Genomic DNA, 18,732 nt, shown 5'->3' with positions numbered 1-18,732 from the left:
CGATTGGGTTGTCTTGCTGATGAGGAGAACCGTCGTGGTTGAGGAGGAGATACACCTTGTCGAATCGGTCCCGGCGCCGGTCTTTCGGCCTGGAACAACTCAGGCCCGTAACGTAATCGTGACCCGCTCAGGAATGTGCTTCCAAGGACCGCTCATGCTGTCAGATTCTGTCCATGTCGGTTACGGGTTCCGCAAGAGCCTTGCAACCTACGCAACCGGAATCGGCAGCCTGTTGACACGCGGTGTGCGCTATCATCGCACCACGCGCGAAGCGATTGTATTCCATAACCTGTGGACTGGGGGTTACTATCACTGGATGACAGAAGCCTTGCCGCGGCTATTCGCCGTCCGCGACCGGTGGAGCACGTCTGCGTTAGTTGTGCCGCACCACGCTCCGAATCCGTGGCTTCTCAGGTGGATCGAGAATGTAGGCCAATTTGGAGAAGTCGTCCGGTTTGAAGGCGGGCGAAATCTGTGGTTGCCGCGCGTGTTGATCCCGCATTGCCCAACAAGGCAGGATGAATTTGACGTGCTAAACCTTCAAAGGGTTAAGAGTGAACTCTTTGCTTCGATTGGTGTTGACCAACGGACCAAGGCCGATCGCCGGATTTTCATCACGCGACGAAACGCCAGATGGCGCAAAATCCCCAATGAGGCTGAGGTAATCGCGCGACTCGAACCACTAGGGTTCGAGATCTTCGATTTCGACAAACTGGACTACGAAGGTCAGGTACGCACCATGAGTGAGGCAGGTATTCTTGTCTCTTTGCATGGAGCGGGCCTGACCAACTTGATGTTCATGCGGCCAGGGTCACATGTGGTCGAATGTGCAATGCGCCCCGCCTATCCGCTTACCTACAATCGTTTTCGGAAGACGCACCTAGCAAATCCATCTTATGTCAGACTGGCGCGACTGTTTAGGGTAAATCATCATTTCGTGTTTTGTGAACTGGATATGTCCAATGTTCCAAAAAGCAGAACCAAGAAGATAACCGCAAACGATTATGACCTCATCGTGGACGTGGATAAGTTGTTGGCGACGCTGGGCGAGATCATTCGATGAACAAAAAGCTCGTATGAGATGATGAGGTTCGCAGCAAAATTTGTGCATTCATGGCTGACGAATCCGGTCTCGCGCTTTTTCTACCGAAGATTCGGAGCTGGATCGGTCGTCGCGCGCAGAGCCGAAATCATAGGTCGTCGGCGGGTGGCGATCGGGGCGGGCGTTCGTGTAATGCCGGGCGCTTCCCTAATATGTTCGGGCATGCCACCCTATCTTTTTAAGCGTAAAGGAACAATCAGCATCGGTGATGGAAGTATTATCAGAGAAAATTCCTTCCTGATCACGTACGGCGGCAATATAGAACTCGGCAGTCGCGTAACGGTCAATCCATTCTGCTGTATCCAAGGAAATTGCGGTGTTAAGATTGGCGACGATGTTCTCATCGCCAGCCATGTGTCGATTTTCTCCGCAAATCATGTCTTTGAGGATTCAACTAGAACCATTCGTTCCCAAGGTGAGCGGGGGAAGGGTGTCCGCATAGCAGATGATGTGTGGATCGGCTCTCACTGCGTCATCCTCGATGGCGTGACAATCAATCGAGGCGCTGTGATCGCAGCTGGTGCCGTTGTGACACGTGAAGTCCCGGCATTTGCCGTTGTCGCTGGTGTTCCAGCCCGAAAAATTGGCCAGCGTGGCGCATCTGCAGAAATGGCAGACGCGACAAGGAATAGTGCTCAATGAGATGCGGCGTCCTTTACATTTCCTATGATGGCATGCTCGAGCCACTCGGCCAATCGCAGGTGCTTGGGTATGTCGAGCGCCTGGCCGCGGATTTGCCGGTACACCTGATCAGCTTCGAGAAGCCGGAAGATTGGAAGCGGGTGGCGGAGCGAGAGCGTGTGGCGAACCGCATCTCGCAATCTGGAATCCACTGGCACCCATTGAGCTACCACCGACGTCCGACCGCGCCCTCTACCGCCTACGATATAGCCCAGGGGATCCGACTTGGCGCTTGGCTTGTAGTACGCCATCGCCTGTCGATTGTGCACGCGAGGTCTTATGTTCCCTCCGTAATGGCACTTGCGATCAAGCGATTAACTGGTGCTCGCTATCTTTTCGACATGCGTGGCTTTTGGGCAGACGAACGGGTCGACGCGGGCATGTGGCCGCCGGAAGGACGGCTCTATCGTCTTGCCAAGGGGTTTCAGCGGCGCTTTCTGCAGGCAGCTGACGCGGTCGTCTCATTGACGCACGCCGCCGCACATGAAATCAGCGGCTTTTCCTATCTTGCCGGACGGATCCCGCCCATCACGGTCATTCCGACCTGCGCGGATCTTGGGCGCTTCACGCCTCGTGTCGGTGCTGCACCGGAACGGTTCACGCTGGGTTTTGTTGGGTCGGCCGGGACATGGAATCAGTTTGGCGAAGTTTTGTCCTTCTTCAAAGCTGTCCGTGTACTTCGGCCTGATGCCAGGCTCCTTGTAGTAAACCGCGGCGAGCACGATCTCATTCGCAAGGCGGTTGCGGATGCCTCACTTCACGACAACACCGTCGAGATCACGGCGGCCGATCATTTCGAGGTTCCAAGCTTGATCCGCCAGATGACAGCCGGCATCGCGATGAGGAAACCCGCGTATTCGAATCTCGGTTCAGCGCCGACCAAAATTGCCGAATACCTCGGCTGTGGCATTCCCTGCCTGGGAAACGGCAGCGTTGGAGATGTAGCGGAGATATTGGAGGGACGCCGAGTCGGCGTCGCAATGACAAGTTACTTAAACGAAGACCATGCCTTGGCAGCCAATAGGCTGCTCGCGCTTCTGGAGGAGCCGGAATTGGGTGCGCGCTGCCGACAAACGGCCGAAGCGATCTTTTCCCTCGACAAAGGTGTGGAAGCTTACCGGCGCATTTATGCTTCGCTTCAGAATCTGCAACCTTAAGTCGGTTGCAAATCGAACTCTGCTAACACCACAGAAGGACCAAGCGACCAAAATGAGTTCCTATTTGATCACTGGAGGAGCCGGCTTCATCGGCTCTCATTTGTGCGATGTCCTGCTCGGGCGAGGTGATAGGGTGGTCGTGCTCGATAACTTCCTGTCAGGCAAACGGCAGAACCTTCCACTTGCCCATCCTAATATCAGCGTTTTAGATGGGGACATTCGGGAGATTGGCAAATTTCGCAGCGAGATCGGCAATGTCGACGCAATTGTCCATCTAGCGGCGCTGATCAGCGGGTATGACAGTCTACGGACGCCTGACGAATATGTGGACGTCAATGTGACTGGCCTGCAGCGGGTGATCGATTTCGCGGGCACTCAGCGCATCGGGAGAATCGTCTTCGCATCCAGTTCGACAGTGTACGGGAGTACTGATCTGTCCTCGATCGGCGAAAGTGTCACGCCTGCACCGGTCACGGTGTACGCCGCCTCGAAGCTGTTTGGCGAGCACCTCCTGGCCATGTACGCCAACTTGCACGGGTATTCTTATTGCTCCCTGCGCCTGTTCAATGTTTATGGTCCGCGGCAGGCGATCAATCATCCTTACGCTAATGTCACATGCAAGTTCTCTCACGCCGCTGCCCATGGACTTCCCATTAAGAAGTTCGGTGACGGCGGGCAAAGCCGCGATTTCGTCTATATAGCGGATGTGGTCGACGCTTTCGTGTCAGTTCTGGAGAAAACGGGTAACGGGCTCTATAATATCGGAACCGGAACGTCTAACAGCATCAATGCGCTGATCTCCGAACTGGAGAAGATCACGAACAGCACTCTCGACGTCGAGTTGCTCGAGCCGTGGCCAAACGACGTGCGTCGAATACAGGCGGACATTGCAAAATATGTCACCACTTTCGGCGCTGGCCCGAAGGTGGGTCTTCGTGAAGGTCTGGAAAAAACGGTCGATTTCTTTCGCGCATGATGGGACACGCACTCTCAGCAAGATCCGAAGCGGAAGCATTGAAAAGTGTCGTCCTCGCAATTTCGACATTCCGAACCGTGGAGCATGTGCTCACGCTGCTGCGATCGGTGTTTGCCAATGACGATACGCCGTTCATGGCGGTAGTCGTGGTCGATTCGCTAGGTGACGGTCAGTTGGCTGCCGCCATTAGAGAGAATGGATGGCCCGTCGAGTACCACAACGCTGACCGGAATCTCGGTTCTGCCGGTAATTTGCAGAAGAGGCTCCAGATGGCGGCGGACCTCGGCGGACGGTGGTGTTATGCGATCAACCATGACGGCGAGGTTGACCTCCGTGCCGTCCAAGCCATGGTCGAAGCCGGCAACGCAGGCGAACGGATCGGTGCGGTTTACCCAAACCGATTTCGACCACACCGTGGAGGGAGTTGGGAGAAGCCGCGTCGGAGCGGGGTACCGCATCTGTTTTCAGCAAGGCTTTCTTCTCAACTTGCTGTGGGGGAGGAGGTTGTTTGGAGCAGCTCGAACGGCGCGCTCTATAGCTTGCAGCCTCAGCGCGAGGGGATCGAAGTCTGGGGCGATCTCTGGATGAGTTGGGAGGACCTAGGCTACGGTCTTTGCTTGAATCAAGGAAAGTGGCGGCAGATCATATGTGCCGATGCTACTTTCACTGACACGTATGAATACAGAAAGGCAAAATTCCTGAGAAAATCGATATATATTGCGGACAAGCCCACTTGGTACCAGTACTATCATTTTAGAAATTTGATCCTAATAGCGAAAAGGGCAGAAGGCGGGCTAAAACTATTTATAAGCCTGGTTCCGATGCTGATGAAGGATCTGGTTGTTATTCTCTTGTACAAATCTGATCCGCTGACCCGACTTCGGCTGCTATTTCGAGGTGCTTTTGACGGCATTCGAAACATCTCAGGAAAGGGACCCTTTCCATGACCGACTTTAGACGTCACCCGCGAGGGGCATGACGAGAACAACCATTTGGTGAAATCTATCCAATCAAAGACACAGGCCCTCCACATTGCTTCCTTATTGGCTCATGTTCGGCATTCCTGCCTTCGCTGCTCTTTTCGAGCGAAGAGGGAAGGCACTTGATTACCCCGGCGAACGATGGCTGTTCTTCATTGCTGGGCTTGCCATTTGTTTGCTGGTCGGTCTTCGCAACGATGTGGGAGCCGATTGGCCCGCCTATCTGGGTCACCTCGTTCGAGCCAGTTTAACGGTGTTCATGGATGTTCCAAAACTGGGGGACCCGGGCTATGCGCTCCTCAACTGGATCAGCGCTCGCGTGGATCCTGAGGTTTGGCTGGTCAACCTCGTATGTGCGGGTTTGTTCAGTTGGGGGCTTTTTTCCTTCGCACTGGCCCAGCCACGTCCCTGGCTCGCCCTGGCCGTGGCGATACCTTACTTGGTCATCGTCGTTGCGATGGGGTATACGAGACAGGGTGTGGCGATAGGGTTGGCTATGCGTGGACTGGTCGCCTTTGGTCGTGATCGTTCCAACCTCAAATTCGTCCTATGGGTGCTCATAGCGGCAACCTTCCACAAATCGGCCGTCCTGCTCATACCGATCTCGGCTCTTGCCGAGAATCGTGGTCGTGTTTGGACCGTGTTGTGGGTAGGTTGCGCTGCAATATTGGCCTATTTCGCCCTCCTTCAGGATAGCGTTGACAAGCTGATGTATATATATGTCGATCGTGAGTACGATTCCGGTGGCGCCGCAATTCGGGTCATAATGAACGCTATTCCGGCGACACTGTTTATCTTCTTTAGAAAACGGTTCCTGCTCAGTCCGCACGAGAGGCAGCTTTGGCTCATCATGGCGCTGATCGCGATAGCCCTGGTACCAGCACTCGTTATTTCGCCATCATCGACAGCTGTTGATCGAATGGGACTCTACCTAATACCTATCCAAATCATGGTCTTGTCACAAATTCCGGGATCTTTTGGGAGATCCGAACGAGCTTATCGGTTTATGGGTCTACTCGTGGTTTTATATTCGGCGTTCGTACAGTACGTCTGGTTCAATTTCGGCTCACATGCTATATATTGGCTTCCCTATCAAAACTATCTCCTTCAAGGTTGACAGAATTTGCGACTCATTATTTGTGCCAACACGGCGTGGAACCTTATCAACTTCCGCGCTGGGCTCATTCGGAGCTTCCTAGAGCGCGGCATAGAGGTTATTGCTGTCGCTCCACCGCATCAGCAGCATGCGGCGCAGTTGATGAGGATGGGTTGTCGTTTCGAGGAAATGCCTATGGACAATATGGGCACGTCGCCAATTGGTGACCTTGCCCTGCTGATGCGGTTTAGAAGATTGTTCAGGCGAACCCGACCTGATGTTTACCTCGGTTACACGATCAAACCGAACATCTACGGATCTATAGCCGCGAAGATGCTTGGTGTCAGTGTCATCAACAATATCGCCGGTCTTGGAGTCGCATTTTCAAAGGGATCAAAGATACAAGGCCTGGTGGAAATCCTTTATCGCTATGCTTTGCGTGGATCGCGGCGAGTATTCTTTCAGAACCGAGAAGACCGGGATGATTTTGTGCGCAAATCTATCGTAATGCCAGGTTCGTCCGACCTGCTGCCAGGCTCGGGTGTGGACCTGCTGCATTTCATGCCCGCACGGGCTCGCCCGAGCGAGGACGGACCTGAAAGCGTTTTCCTCCTGGTTGCCCGAGCCCTCTGGGAAAAAGGCGTAGGCGAGTTTGCCGAAGCCGCGCGTATCGTGCGCTCGACGAATGCGCAGGCACGTTTTCAGTTGCTTGGCTTTCTTGACGTTCAGAATCCCTCAGCAGTCTCGAAAACGGTGATCGAGCAATGGGTGAAGGAGGGAGTAATGGAATACCTTGGTGTTACAGACGACGTACGCGGATATCTCGCGGCTGCCGATTGCGTCGTCTTACCGTCCTATTATCGTGAAGGAACCCCGCGTAGCCTGCTGGAGGCGGCTGCTATGGGCCGGCCAATCATCACAACGGATTGGACCGGGTGCCGCAATGTGGTCGACGATGGTGTGAACGGCTATCTCTGCCAGCCGCGGGACGCCCGGGACCTTGCCGATCGAATGTTGAAATTCATGTCGCTGTCCCTGCACGAGCGAGTCGCAATGGGCGACGCTAGTCGCGCGAAGGCCGAACATGAGTTCGACGAAAGACTCGTAATACAAAAATACCTGAATGCGATAGGGGAGGTGTAAATGAGCATTCCCAGACGTTACGGACACGAAGGTCGAGCATGAAAGGCATCATCCTTGCGGGCGGGAGCGGAACCCGGCTTTATCCGCTGACGCTCTCCGTGTCGAAGCAGTTGCTACCGGTCTACGACAAGCCAATGGTCTACTACCCGCTGAGCGTGCTGATGCAGGCGGGCATTCGCGATATTCTCGTCATCTCAACTCCGCGTGATCTTCCAGGCTTTCAGGCGCTGCTAGGGGATGGTGGCGTGTTTGGCCTGAACCTGTCCTATGCCGAACAGGCACAGCCGAATGGGCTGGCCGAAGCCTTCATTATCGGCAGCGATTTCATTGGTTCGGACAATGTGGCCATGGTACTCGGCGATAATATCTTCTTCGGCGCTGGATTGACAACGATCTGCCAGGCTGCCGCGAAGCAGACTCAAGGCGCTTCCGTGTTCGCCTATCATGTCGAGGATCCAGAGCGGTATGGCGTGGTCAGCTTCGAGGCGGCGACGAGCAAGGCCCTGACCATCGAGGAGAAGCCGAAGGAGCCTAAATCAAACTGGGCGGTCACGGGGCTCTATTTCTACGACAATAATGTGATCGATATTGCTGCCTCAATCAGGCCGTCGGCGAGGGGCGAGCTCGAAATCACCTCGGTGAACAACATCTATTTGGAGCGCAGCGCGCTTCATGTACATCGGCTGGGCCGCGGCTTCGCCTGGCTCGACACTGGCACTGTCGACAGCCTGCACGACGCATCCTCCTTTGTTCGCACGATTGAACATCGCCAGGGGATCAAGATCGCCTGTCCGGAAGAAATCGGCCTGGAAATGGGTTGGATCTCGGCCGACGCAGTTCTGGCGCGTGCAGAAAAGCTCGGCAGAAACGAGTACGCCGGCTATTTGCGCCGCCGGGTCACCGAACTGGCACGGGGCTGATCGTGGTGGACGTTCGCAATCTTGGGCTTGAGGGGGTGCTGGAAGTCACGCCAACGCGCTTTTCCGATGCACGTGGCTTCTTCTCCGAGACTTACAATGCAGTGGCCCTCGCCGAAGCTGGCATTGATTTCGTCTTCGCACAGGACAATCACAGCCTCTCTACTGCAGCAGGCGTTCTCAGGGGGCTCCATTACCAACTGCCCCCTTTTGCACAAGCCAAGCTCGTGCGCGTCGTGCGGGGCGCGATCCTCGATGTAGCGGTCGACATCAGGAAGAGATCCCCGAGCTTCGGCAAATGGATATCGCTGGAGGTATCGGCGGAGAAGTGGAACCAGATACTGGTGCCGACCGGATTCGCACATGGCTTCGTCACCCTGACGGAGAATACGGAGGTGATCTACAAAGTGACGAACCCGTATTCGCCAACGCAAGATCGTGGCATTCGCTTTGATGATCCGGCCATTGGGATCGAGTGGCCGACCTTTCCGAACGGGTTTGTACTCTCGGGTAAGGATCGTGATGCGCCGGGTCTCGCCGAAGCCGAGATTTTTGACTAGGTCGATCACGGCTAGCGAGGGGCTTTTGGATGAACATATTGGTAACGGGCGGGGCGGGCTTCATTGGATCGGCGGTTTGCCGGCATTTATGCGGAAATGCCGACCATCGCGTTGTGAACGTCGACAAGCTGACTTATGCTGGGAATCTCGCTTCACTACGCCAGATCGAAAACCATCCCAACTACCGCTTCGTGCGGGCCGACATTTGCGACGAAAATGCAATTTCTGAGATCCTGTGCGACAATGACATCGATGTTGTCATGCATCTTGCCGCCGAAAGCCATGTGGATCGCTCGATCGACGGCCCGGCAGCTTTCGTCGAGACAAATATCGTCGGCACCTTCAAGCTGCTCTCGGCTGCTTTGGCCCATTGGCAGCAGCTGTCCGCCGAGCGCCAAGAGACCTTTCGTTTCCATCATGTCTCGACAGACGAAGTGTTCGGGGATCTGCCATTCGACGGCAGCTTCTTCACGGAACAAACCGCATATGCGCCGTCGTCCCCTTATTCTGCGTCCAAGGCCGCATCGGATCATCTGGTTCGCGCCTGGCACCAGACATACGGGCTTCCGGTGGTCCTTTCCAACTGTTCGAACAATTATGGCCCGTTTCATTTCCCTGAAAAGCTGATCCCCTTAGTCATCCTCAACGCGCTGGAGGAGAAGCCGCTGCCCGTCTATGGCACTGGCGCAAATGTGCGAGACTGGCTGTTCGTGGACGATCATGCGCGGGCACTGGAACTGGTCGCGACCAAAGGAAGGCCGGGCGACAGCTATAATGTTGGCGGGCGTTGCGAGCGCAGCAATCTCAGCGTTGTGGAGACGATTTGCCGGACGCTGGATAGCCTTAGACCGCGGCGCGGCGGAGCATGCTATCGCGACCTGATCGCGTTCGTGGCTGACCGCCCCGGCCATGATCGGCGCTATGCGATCGACGCGTCCAAGATCGAGCGCGATCTGGGCTGGACGCCAGCCGAGACATTCGAGACTGGCCTTGCCAAGACCATCCGATGGTATCTGGACAATCCTTGGTGGTGGGAACCCATCCGCAGCAGCCGTTATGCCGGTCAGAGACTAGGTGCAGCGGAAAAGGCATTGTCGTGAGAATTCTTGTCTCAGGCCGCCATGGGCAGGTTGCGCGCAGCCTAGCTGAGCGCGCCTCGGTTATTCCGGGCGTCGAATTGATCGTCACGGGTCGTCCTGACTTTGATCTACTTGATCGCAACTCAGTCAGGTCGACAATCCTTGCCTGCGAGCCCGATATTGTGGTCTCCGCCGCAGCTTACACGTCCGTTGACCAAGCCGAGGACGAACCCGACACGGTGCAGGCGATCAATGTGTTGGGAGCACGTGCCGTGTCCGCTGCAGCGGCCGAAATAGGTGCTCCCGTTATCCACCTTTCGACCGACTATGTGTTTGGCGGGAAGAAAGCCGGCGCTTACATCGAAACTGACACCACTGGCCCGACCGGGGTCTATGGTCGTACCAAGCTTGATGGCGAGGCAGCGGTAGCCGCGGCCAATGGCCGTCATGTGATCTTGCGTACCGCCTGGGTACACAGCCCGTTCGGGCGCAATTTCGTCAAGACTATGCTCACTCTGGCAAAAGACCAAAAAACAGTCCGCGTCGTCTCCGACCAATTCGGCAACCCAACGTCTGCCCTCGATATCGCAGACGGCATTCTTCATATCGCGAAAGCGGTGGAGCGTGAAGAAAATCCCGGTCATTTCGGGACATTTCACCTTGCCAGCGCCGGCGGCACGAACTGGAGCGGTCTCGCTCGCGAGATATTCGCCGAAAGCCGACGGGTCGGCGGACCATGGGCGGATGTCGAAGACTTATTCACCGACCAATACCCAACTAGGGCAAAACGACCGGCCAGCTCACTCCTGAACTGTCAAAAGCTGTGGGACATCTATGGCTGGCGCGCGCCTGGTTGGCGGGAATCATGCAGGACTGTGGTCAGGAGACTTGTCGACTGAGGGTCGACCGCAGACGCTGCATGCGCCCAAGTGCCGTGAAGGCGCTAGCAACGCAGGAAGGCCAGATCGGCTGAGAACCTATCGTCGGCTGTAAGTATAGTGCGCTAAAATATCCAACAGTGTGTTCCATCAACCACACCGAAACCGAAAATTATCTCGCACCTGCGAAATAGGTTGGAATTGACGCAAAAAGCTGGTACGCGCTGATTTCAGATCTTAGTGGCTGGGTGGGCCTCTCAGGTAAGGCGGCACAGAAGGATTGAGACGGATGAACGTTGTTTTCAAAAGTGCGTTGGCTGGATTCGTAGCCTTGCTCGGCTTCGCTCCGGTATCATCTTTCGCAGAGGATGCTTCGTGTACCTGTGCAACTGCATATTCCGGTGTAAATCCACTTGGGTCGCTCGGCGATGTTCATGGCGACGTAATGATCTCGCAGGTGGCTGGCTACGGCCCGGCAAGAGCGGGGGGCGCGTTGGATTTCGGTAGTCGTGTCGTGGTTGGCGCGAAGGGCTCGGCTTCGGTTCGTGTCGGTGGATGCAATCTGAGCCTGCCAGCCAACTCGAGCCTCGATATCTCCCGCGTCGAGAACAAGATTTGCTTAAACGTTGTAGGCTCTGAGCATACGGCTGCCACTGATCCCTCCGGCAACAATGACAATCCTAACCGGAGCAAATTGCCATTTTTGATCTTCGGTGGCATGGCTGGTGCGGCTGGCATTCTGGCCGCAACGGAAAATAAGCACCACGGCGTCAGCAACTAAGTTGGCTGTACCGATAGGGTAACGGCAGCAGAAGTGCCTGGCGCTTCTGCTCTTCCTCTGCTGTCGGCAGGAGAGATGCCTTAAATCGCGGGCCGGTGTCGTGAGTCGCTTGGATCGCTCAAGGCCGATGCGGCGTGCGGATGTCTGAGGCTGATGGATTTCAGGACCCAGCTCGGAGCACCGTCCGACCCGGTGCCCGTAACAGAACCGGATCGCAACCTTCCACTTCGATGCGTGTCGGCGTGAACTGCAGTCTCGATATTCCGGCGATGATCGAAGTCGATACCGGGGAGGGAGGTATGTGCGTGGCGCTGGACATATCAAGATGGGGCTTGGCCTTGCGTGAATTCTGTTGGGCGGCGCTGTTTCGCGCGGTGTGGCGCTGATCATTGGCCCGCATGATGGTGACTCTGTCAGCCGGTAGCTGTGACCCTGCATTCTTCGCATTGCATGAGGTCAAATGCGTCATGCGCCGGCCTGCGAGTAACGTACTTATGTTGTTTTGGGATTGCGCCGTTACGCTGCTTCGTTGCAGTCACAAGCGCCCATGATCGATCTGCATTCCCATATCTTGCCTGGCCTTGACGACGGCTCGCCCAGTCTTGCCGAATCGGTGGAAATGGCTCGATTGGCGGTGGCTGATGGGACGACCCACATGGCGTGCACGCCGCACGTGACGCCGGGCGTATACGACAACGGAACATCGAACATCGTTCGGGCCGTCCAAGAGTTGGACCAGGCGCTGCGCCGCGCCGCAATACCACTCGCTCTTTACGTCGGCGCGGACGTTCACATTGCGCCCGATCTTCCCGACCGATTGGCGGCCGGCAGTGTACCGACTTTAAACAGGTCCCGCTATTTTCTGTTCGAACCGCCACATCATGTTCTACCCCCGCGCATGGAGGAACTTGCTCTACGCCTCATTAACGCCGGTTTCATACCGATTCTTACCCATCCTGAGCGTTTAACTTGGATCAAAACAAATTACGACGTTATCGAGAGGCTGAATGCAGTGGGCTGCCTTATCCAGCTTACCGCAGACTCGATTGTTGGTGCTTTTGGTCGCGCGGCGCTTTATTATTCGGAAAAGCTCATTGACGAGGGTAGGGTGGACATTATTGCATCGGACACGCACAGCGCCACGCGCCGGCGTCCTGGACTTTCGCAGGCGGTTGCTGCTGCTGCCAAACGATGTGGGGAAGACGAGGCCCGTAACATGGTATTGAAGCGTCCAGGCCTGATATTGGCAAATCGGCCAATCGAACCGATCGGAAAGGCACGTCCGAAAAATCCATACCCCGCCAACACCGGCCGTTTTGGAGGATTTGGCCGCTTCTTCAAAGGCGGCACGGCGTGATGGGCATTTTGAAGTCCGCAAAGAGTCGCATCGGCGCCGTATTCGTCGTGCTCGCTTCACTCGCGATCTCGGCGTGCACGAGCACTTCGTCAACGACTTCACCTTCGTCGGCTTCGATCGATGCGCTGCAATTGACATCATCCTCGACCACGCCCCTTTCCGGCGGCGGCGCTCTGCAGATGGTAAAAGATCTGCCCGCGCCGGCAAACACCCAGAACGGTAGTGAACAGCCTTTGTCCCCGAATGACGTGCTTGAAGTGAATGTGTTTCAGGTCGATAACTTGAACAGAACGGTTCAGGTTGATGCTGGCGGCCAGATATCCCTTCCGCTTATCGGCACTGTCACCGCGGCAGGAAAAACCGTCCGCCAGCTGGAGCAGGAAGTAGAAACCGCCTACGGCGCCAAATACCTGCAGTCGCCCGACGTGACGATTTTCGTAAAGGAATCTGTAGGACAACGCATAACTGTCGACGGGGAGGTGAACAGAGCCGGTATTTATCCGGTGTCGAGCAACTCCTCCCTTCTAGACGCGATTGCTCTAGCAGCAAACTTCAGCCCGATCGGGGATGCGAGCAAGGTCTTCGTCTACCGCAACATCGGCCCAAATACGTTGGTTGCAAATTACAACGTGGAAGCAATTCGTGCCGGCAAGGCCCGCAACCCACGCATCTACGGCGGTGACAAGGTTGTTGTTTTCGCCTCCAAATCAAAAATCGCGATGAATAATCTTAAGGACGCTCTCGGCATTGCTTCAAGTGCAGCTCGACTTAGTGTAGCAGTCCCGTAGATGCTATTCGCTCAGCCAAATCATAGGCAAAATTAGGATTATTCCGCGCTATGCTCGATCGCAACAGGCAGCAGCAAATTGCCGCTCCACGGCATGGCCAGGCCGTGTCGGCAGATCTGTATTATGACGGTCCGCAAAACTATGGCCCTTACGGCCGCGACCACTCTGAGCAAGAGGACGGCTTTAGTCCGCTAAGGCTGCTGTTTTACGTTGTCCAGTACCGATGGTTGATCGTGATGATGGCAGCAGCTGGGCTTGTAGCCGGCGTCATCATCACCATGATGCAAACTCCGAAGTATCAGGCCACAACGCAATTGGAAGTGCTGGTCCCGTCTGCCAAGGTCTTTCAGGACATTGAGGTTGTTTCGGAAAATGCTGATGTCCGCGCCTTCTTAACAGCTCGTGAAAAGCTCAAGAGCCGTGCATTGGCGCAGCGCGTAGTATTCCAACTCGGTCTGAGCGAAAAGCCGAACTTCCTGTTTCCGACCGCCGACTTCTCTCTTAGCAACATCTTCTATCGCGCGTTCAGGATTTCGAAATCGCCTTCTATTGAAGACAAAACTCCGGAGCAACGCGAAGAGATCGCAATCCGTCGCGTTATAAAAGACCTCACGGTCAATCTGGTCCCCAACACAAGCCTACTATCGATCACGTTTGTCGATCAAAAGCCGCAGTATGCGAGCGATGTTGCTAACCAGGTCGCGCAAAGCTTTATCGATCAACGCCTCGATCAGACAAGCGAAACTTCCGACCTAGCGCGACAGTTCATCCAGGAACAGGTTTTGCAGGTAAAGCAGAAACTTCAGAAATCGGAAGAAGAATTGGTCGCCTATGCGAAGGATGCTGGCATCACAATAACGGGCAACGACAAGTCGCTGATAGGGTCGAACATCGAAGCATTAAACACGGCGCTCGCGACCGCTATTCAAGAACGTCTCGATGCCGGACGGATGGTCGACCAGATAGACAAGGGCCGCGGATCAAGCCTCAGCCCGGTCTTGGAAAGCGAAGGCCTGCAGAAGCTGAGCGATAAACTGGCGGATTTGACCAGCCAGTACCAACAGAAGCTGGGCATCTTGAAACCCGGTTTTCCTGAGATGCAGCAACTTCAGTCGCAAATTAAGGAGTTGCAGCGGCTCTATAATAACGGCGTTCTGGCTATAACGGACTCGCTGCGGTTGAAATATCAGGAGGCACAGAACAAGGAAGCGGATCTTAGGTCCAAGCTTGCCGAGATGGAAAAGCAGCAGGTCGTGTTCAACGACAAGAACATTAAATATACGATTTTGAAGCGCGAGGTGGATTCCAATCGGTCGCAATATGACAGCTTGATCGCCAAGCTAAATGAGGTTGGTGTCAGCTCTGAACTGAAGACCCAGAGCGCGGCGATTGTTGATTTTGCCGCGCAGCCGAATACTCCTTATTCGCCGCGCTTAAGCATTAATCTTGCGGTTGCACTAGCCGTGTTTCTCGCCCTAGGTGCTGCGATCATTTACATTATCGAGCTGTTGAACAATACGTTCTCCAATCCTGAGCAGATTGAAAAGGAACTGGGATTGCCGATGCTCGGTATCTTGCCGCTCGTCGATGACCGGGAGCTCATTGCCAGCATCGCCGACCAGAAATCCGGCCTGTCCGAGGCTTACCGTTCGCTTCGAACATCGTTGCAATTCTCCGGTGCGGAAGGCGCTCCGCGATCGTTGCTAGTCACGAGTTCGGAACCGTCGGAGGGCAAGTCGACCACTTCTTTCAAACTCGGTCAAGACTTTGCTGCCCTTGGCGCAAGAGTTCTCATCGTCGATGGCGATCTTCGAAAACCAAACCTTCATCGCCTGTTTGGTCTCGACAACACCATTGGGCTCAGCAATCTCCTAACAAACACCGTCCGCAAAGAAGATCTGGCGAGCATTTTCAGGGGGACTAAATTTCCCAATGTGACCGTTCTCACCTCTGGAACGATCCCGCCAAACCCCGCGGATCTGCTCTCGTCACCGAAAATGGCGCTGATCCTTACTAACCTTAGCAAGCGCTTTGACCTTGTCATAATTGACGCGCCGCCGGTCGTCGGCCTCTCGGATGCCCCCATCCTGAGCAGACTTGCGGAGGGGACATTAATGGTCATCTCTACCAATCAGGTGACGCGCAAGTCGGCCAAGACAGCATTGAAGCGCCTTCGTGCCGCTGGAGCGAACGTGGTTGGGGCTGCTATGTCCAAGTTCGCGGTCAACAAGTTCGACTACAATTACGCCTACAAATATATGAACTACCAGTATTATAACTACGGCACGGACACGAGTACTCCGAAGATTGAGGGCAATGTATATGATGGAGCAAGCAAGCCCGCTCATGCTAAATCTCCGGCGTTCCGTCGTTTGGTTCGTCGCGTCCGTTCTAGCGTTGGTGGCTTCCTCGATCGGGCTAAGTCGGTTTCTTGAACCCGAGGCGCCAGCCGTTTCGCTTGTGCTAGATCCGTTGAACGTCGACGCACTGATAGCTGAGATCACAAGTGACCTGAACGACCCGAACAATCCTCCCGATCTGGATCTATTGCTTTCCAGAGCCGGAAGTGGGCTTCGCTTTGATCTCGCGGACGCGCGTCTCTATAGTCTGATTGGGGAGATCAAATATCGTCAGGGCGATACAAAAAAAGCCTATGAGCTTTTCGACCAGGCTCGAAAATTGTCCAAAACTGAAATCCTCGCCCTCCAGAGATCCATTGGCCACTCGATCGAAACAGGCGAACTATCAAAGGCGGTCAATGAGATCGACATATTGCTCCGGCGATGGCCCGATCGATTTCCGGCCGTCGCCGAGGGGCTGCCGAGAATCCTTTCCAATCCTGATGGATACCAGGCCGTGTTGGCAGCCGTCAGAGCGGAGGCGCCCTGGAGAGCCAATTTGTTTGCTAACCTTGGCAAAACCTCTGAGGGTCTCGACTCCGCAAATCGCTTGTTGCTGGATATGAGTGGCTCCAGTACGCCAGGCAATGCAAGCGAACTTTCTACCGTAATTGGCGGCTATATTCGCCTGAGGAAATATGAAGCAGCCTATCGGTTGTTTCTTTTCAGCCAGTCTGATGAAGAACGAAAGTTGGGCGGATACATTTTCAACAGTACCTTTGAGCCAGTATCTGGCGGAAAGCCTTTCGATTGGCAACTAGGCCATCAGTCGGGAGTGGAAGTTTCATTTACTACACCGCAGGATCCAGCCGGGGGCGGCGCTATAGTCCGATTTCTAAATACGCCCGTCAAGAACGCAGCTCTTCAGCAATACGTAGCGCTGCCCCCAGGCGCGTACAGGATTTCCCTGATAGCCTCCGCTAGAGGTCTAAAGCTTCCGAAGGGACTGTTCTGGTCGATTAGGTGCGCCGATCCGGCAGGCGAAATTGCGCGGTTCAACATTCCGGAGGGCACGTATAGTCGTCAAACACTGACTCAGGATGTCTCGGCCGGACCCGCTGGCTGCCCCCTGCAATTGCTGACGCTGCAGACCAGCGCCATAGCCGAGAGCTGGCGATTTCGCTATGTCGGTACGTTGGTTATGCACAAATTGAGCATCGAGAGAAATCCATCTTGAACGATCGGTCGACGGAATGGGATAAATATCTCCTCGGCACGGTCTTGTTTGTATCGCTGCTGATCGGCGGTGGTACTGCGAGCGGCCTTTACACAGACACTCTGATCGAGGTCGCGGCGATAGTTTCGGCCGCGGCCGTCTTTTCGCAAACGCCGGGCCAGAGAACTGCCCATTCGGTTTTGTGGCTGCTGCTCTTCGCAATCGGACTCGGGATCGTCCAAATCATCCCATTGCCGGCGGCTATATTCAAGGGCACGCGGCCGGAACTGCTGCTTGGAGATCAGTGGGTCGGGGACACAAAATTTCGCTTTATCAGCGTTGGTGTCGGTCGCACAGTTGAATGTCTGCTTTATCTTGCGGCCGCAGCGGGTTTTTTTCTAGCCGTATTGCGCTTGCGTGCCGAGCAGGTCAGCGCGCTTCTTCCCTTTTTCTTCATGGGTGTAGTCTGCAATGGATTGGCAGGAGCGATACAATACTCCCTGTCGGACACAGTCGCTATTGTGGGGTTGTTGCCTTTTACTATAAATGCAGGACTTTTTGCCAACGGGAATCACTTTTCGGCTTTGCTTTTTGTATCCATTCCTTTCGTTATCTATTACGGTCTCTTCCGCGGACATCTCTTGTCGGGATTACTCGGCCTGCTCACACTTTTGCTGCTGCTCTTGGCGGCAGGTTCGCGTGCCGGTGTTCTGCTCGGCCTGGCAATCACGGTATTGTCCGTTGTGTTTCTATCAGCAAGATCCAGGATCAGTGGGTTGTGGATTCTTGCAATGTTCATCGGGCTCTCGGTCTACACCATCGGCGCGTGGACGAAGATCGATGCGGACGTGATCGATCCGGCCTTCGGGCGCGGAGAATTTGCGCGAACCACAATCGAGGGAATCAAGGACAATTGGGAGACAGGAGTCGGATTTGGAAATTTCCAGAAAGTCTATCAAGTATACGAAAGGGAGGGTATGATTTTCAGGCAATACGTTAATCATGCCCATAATGATTTTCTTGAGATTGCCCTCGAAGGCGGAATTGTTGCTGTCATGTTGATGATAGCTTATTTGTCATTATTTTCTGCCTATTTAATTAGGATTCGTCATGACCCAATCCAGAAAGCTGCTTTTCTGTCTGTGTCGTTCCTGCTCATTCATTCGCTAGTTGACTATCCGTTGCGAACCGAGGCGCTGGTCATGACCTTCGCCTATATGAACGCGATCATCTTCCACAAAGGATTTGCGGAACGATCGGGCCGCAAAAGCGAGATGATCGAGATCGACCACAACGGTGACAGGCTACTTGTTCCCATCGGAACGTCGTCTTAGCGGGCTCGTCGGCACGACTGGCATCGCCTGAGTGAGGCGGGACGACTCTCAGTTGCCGCTTGGCCGCATGGCGGGTGTGCGCTGAGGGCACTCTGACCGCCGGCTCCTGGCGATTGCCCTCCCCGACGCAGGCAATATTTTCCTGCCCCTCGCAACCGCGTCGCTCGCTGAGCAGAAATTTCCGGATCTTGCCGGCTGAATGGAAAATTCATTCCCGAACCATTCGGCCGCAGGCTTGTCTTGCATTGTTCTGCCCAGGAACGATCTGCTAGAACGCCCGCACGAGAAATAGATTGTCCAGAAGTGCAGCTTGAACCAGGCGGCTGAAGAACGCGCCCGTTGATGATA

Annotated in this window: 17 protein-coding genes; all 17 read left to right on the top strand. The window is 54.9% G+C overall.

Annotated features, from left to right (window positions below; genetic code table 11):
• The first annotated feature begins 154 nt into the window (after nucleotides 1-154).
• The 17 genes from NKH67_RS28710 to NKH67_RS28630 all read left to right on the top strand — a co-directional run bounded on the left by NKH67_RS28710 (nucleotide 155) and on the right by NKH67_RS28630 (nucleotide 18,384).
• Nucleotides 155-1,063: a glycosyltransferase family 61 protein gene (locus NKH67_RS28710; protein ID WP_352473327.1), complete on the top strand. Its 909-nt coding sequence runs from the start codon at nucleotides 155-157 to the stop codon at nucleotides 1,061-1,063.
• A gap of 201 nt (nucleotides 1,064-1,264) precedes the next feature.
• Nucleotides 1,265-1,744, top strand: a complete 480-nt coding sequence (locus tag NKH67_RS28705; protein ID WP_352473326.1) for an acyltransferase — start codon at nucleotides 1,265-1,267, stop codon at nucleotides 1,742-1,744.
• Nucleotides 1,741-2,940 (top strand): glycosyltransferase, encoded by a 1,200-nt coding sequence (locus NKH67_RS28700; protein ID WP_352473324.1) that lies wholly within the window; start codon nucleotides 1,741-1,743, stop codon nucleotides 2,938-2,940. The genes NKH67_RS28705 and NKH67_RS28700 overlap by 4 nt, the downstream gene beginning before the upstream one ends.
• A 52-nt stretch (nucleotides 2,941-2,992) precedes the next feature.
• Nucleotides 2,993-3,916 (top strand): NAD-dependent epimerase/dehydratase family protein, encoded by a 924-nt coding sequence (locus tag NKH67_RS28695; RefSeq protein WP_352473322.1) that lies wholly within the window; start codon nucleotides 2,993-2,995, stop codon nucleotides 3,914-3,916.
• A gap of 38 nt (nucleotides 3,917-3,954) precedes the next feature.
• A complete protein-coding gene (locus NKH67_RS28690) occupies nucleotides 3,955-4,863 on the top strand; it encodes a glycosyltransferase family 2 protein (RefSeq protein WP_353032308.1) in 909 nt (302 codons plus the stop codon).
• An 85-nt stretch (nucleotides 4,864-4,948) separates the two neighbouring features.
• Nucleotides 4,949-6,013, top strand: a complete 1,065-nt coding sequence (locus tag NKH67_RS28685; RefSeq protein ID WP_352473320.1) for an EpsG family protein — start codon at nucleotides 4,949-4,951, stop codon at nucleotides 6,011-6,013.
• 6 nt (nucleotides 6,014-6,019) lie between these two features.
• Complete coding sequence (locus NKH67_RS28680) at nucleotides 6,020-7,135, top strand: glycosyltransferase family 4 protein (protein ID WP_352473319.1); 1,116 nt, start codon at nucleotides 6,020-6,022, stop codon at nucleotides 7,133-7,135.
• Nucleotides 7,136-7,173: 38 nt separating this feature from the next.
• Nucleotides 7,174-8,055, top strand: a complete 882-nt coding sequence (rfbA, locus tag NKH67_RS28675) for a glucose-1-phosphate thymidylyltransferase RfbA (protein WP_352473317.1) — start codon at nucleotides 7,174-7,176, stop codon at nucleotides 8,053-8,055.
• A gap of 5 nt (nucleotides 8,056-8,060) precedes the next feature.
• The gene (rfbC, locus tag NKH67_RS28670; RefSeq protein WP_502893823.1) at nucleotides 8,061-8,612 is read left to right on the top strand and encodes a dTDP-4-dehydrorhamnose 3,5-epimerase; all 552 of its coding nucleotides are present in this window, start codon (nucleotides 8,061-8,063) and stop codon (nucleotides 8,610-8,612) included.
• A 29-nt stretch (nucleotides 8,613-8,641) separates the two neighbouring features.
• Complete coding sequence (gene rfbB / locus NKH67_RS28665) at nucleotides 8,642-9,712, top strand: dTDP-glucose 4,6-dehydratase (RefSeq protein ID WP_352473313.1); 1,071 nt, start codon at nucleotides 8,642-8,644, stop codon at nucleotides 9,710-9,712.
• Nucleotides 9,709-10,590: a dTDP-4-dehydrorhamnose reductase gene (rfbD, locus tag NKH67_RS28660; RefSeq protein WP_352473311.1), complete on the top strand. Its 882-nt coding sequence runs from the start codon at nucleotides 9,709-9,711 to the stop codon at nucleotides 10,588-10,590. Before rfbB ends, rfbD begins: the two co-directional genes overlap by 4 nt.
• A 268-nt stretch (nucleotides 10,591-10,858) precedes the next feature.
• Nucleotides 10,859-11,350, top strand: coding sequence for a hypothetical protein (locus NKH67_RS28655; protein WP_352473310.1), 492 nt, complete (start codon nucleotides 10,859-10,861; stop codon nucleotides 11,348-11,350).
• Between the two features lie 547 nt (nucleotides 11,351-11,897).
• Nucleotides 11,898-12,707 (top strand): tyrosine-protein phosphatase, encoded by an 810-nt coding sequence (locus NKH67_RS28650; RefSeq protein WP_352473308.1) that lies wholly within the window; start codon nucleotides 11,898-11,900, stop codon nucleotides 12,705-12,707.
• Nucleotides 12,707-13,495, top strand: coding sequence for a polysaccharide biosynthesis/export family protein (locus NKH67_RS28645; RefSeq protein ID WP_352473356.1), 789 nt, complete (start codon nucleotides 12,707-12,709; stop codon nucleotides 13,493-13,495). Before NKH67_RS28650 ends, NKH67_RS28645 begins: the two co-directional genes overlap by 1 nt.
• A gap of 50 nt (nucleotides 13,496-13,545) precedes the next feature.
• Nucleotides 13,546-15,930 carry a GumC family protein gene (locus tag NKH67_RS28640; RefSeq protein ID WP_352473307.1) on the top strand — a complete coding sequence of 795 codons (2,385 nt, stop codon included), beginning with the start codon at nucleotides 13,546-13,548 and terminating at the stop codon, nucleotides 15,928-15,930.
• Between the two features lie 37 nt (nucleotides 15,931-15,967).
• The gene (locus tag NKH67_RS28635; protein WP_352473305.1) at nucleotides 15,968-17,071 is read left to right on the top strand and encodes a tetratricopeptide repeat protein; all 1,104 of its coding nucleotides are present in this window, start codon (nucleotides 15,968-15,970) and stop codon (nucleotides 17,069-17,071) included.
• A complete protein-coding gene (locus NKH67_RS28630) occupies nucleotides 17,068-18,384 on the top strand; it encodes an O-antigen ligase family protein (protein WP_352473304.1) in 1,317 nt (438 codons plus the stop codon). The genes NKH67_RS28635 and NKH67_RS28630 overlap by 4 nt, the downstream gene beginning before the upstream one ends.
• The last annotated feature ends 348 nt before the right edge of the window (nucleotides 18,385-18,732 follow it).

This window comes from Mesorhizobium sp. M0968 (assembly GCF_040319065.1).
GTDB lineage: Bacteria > Pseudomonadota > Alphaproteobacteria > Rhizobiales > Rhizobiaceae > Mesorhizobium.
This window is presented reverse-complemented; position numbering and strand designations above follow the sequence as displayed.

Bases quoted from the DNA above. Each gene is read 5' to 3' on its own strand.
- NKH67_RS28710 (WP_352473327.1), top strand. From the start codon at position 155: ATGCTGTCAGATTCTGTCCATGTCGGTTACGGGTTCCGCAAGAGCCTT.
- NKH67_RS28705 (WP_352473326.1), top strand. From the start codon at position 1,265: ATGCCACCCTATCTTTTTAAGCGTAAAGGAACAATCAGCATCGGTGAT.
- NKH67_RS28700 (WP_352473324.1), top strand. From the start codon at position 1,741: ATGAGATGCGGCGTCCTTTACATTTCCTATGATGGCATGCTCGAGCCA.
- NKH67_RS28695 (WP_352473322.1), top strand. From the start codon at position 2,993: ATGAGTTCCTATTTGATCACTGGAGGAGCCGGCTTCATCGGCTCTCAT.
- rfbA (WP_352473317.1), top strand. From the start codon at position 7,174: ATGAAAGGCATCATCCTTGCGGGCGGGAGCGGAACCCGGCTTTATCCG.
- rfbB (WP_352473313.1), top strand. From the start codon at position 8,642: ATGAACATATTGGTAACGGGCGGGGCGGGCTTCATTGGATCGGCGGTT.
- NKH67_RS28655 (WP_352473310.1), top strand. From the start codon at position 10,859: ATGAACGTTGTTTTCAAAAGTGCGTTGGCTGGATTCGTAGCCTTGCTC.
- NKH67_RS28650 (WP_352473308.1), top strand. From the start codon at position 11,898: ATGATCGATCTGCATTCCCATATCTTGCCTGGCCTTGACGACGGCTCG.
- NKH67_RS28645 (WP_352473356.1), top strand. From the start codon at position 12,707: ATGGGCATTTTGAAGTCCGCAAAGAGTCGCATCGGCGCCGTATTCGTC.
- NKH67_RS28640 (WP_352473307.1), top strand. From the start codon at position 13,546: ATGCTCGATCGCAACAGGCAGCAGCAAATTGCCGCTCCACGGCATGGC.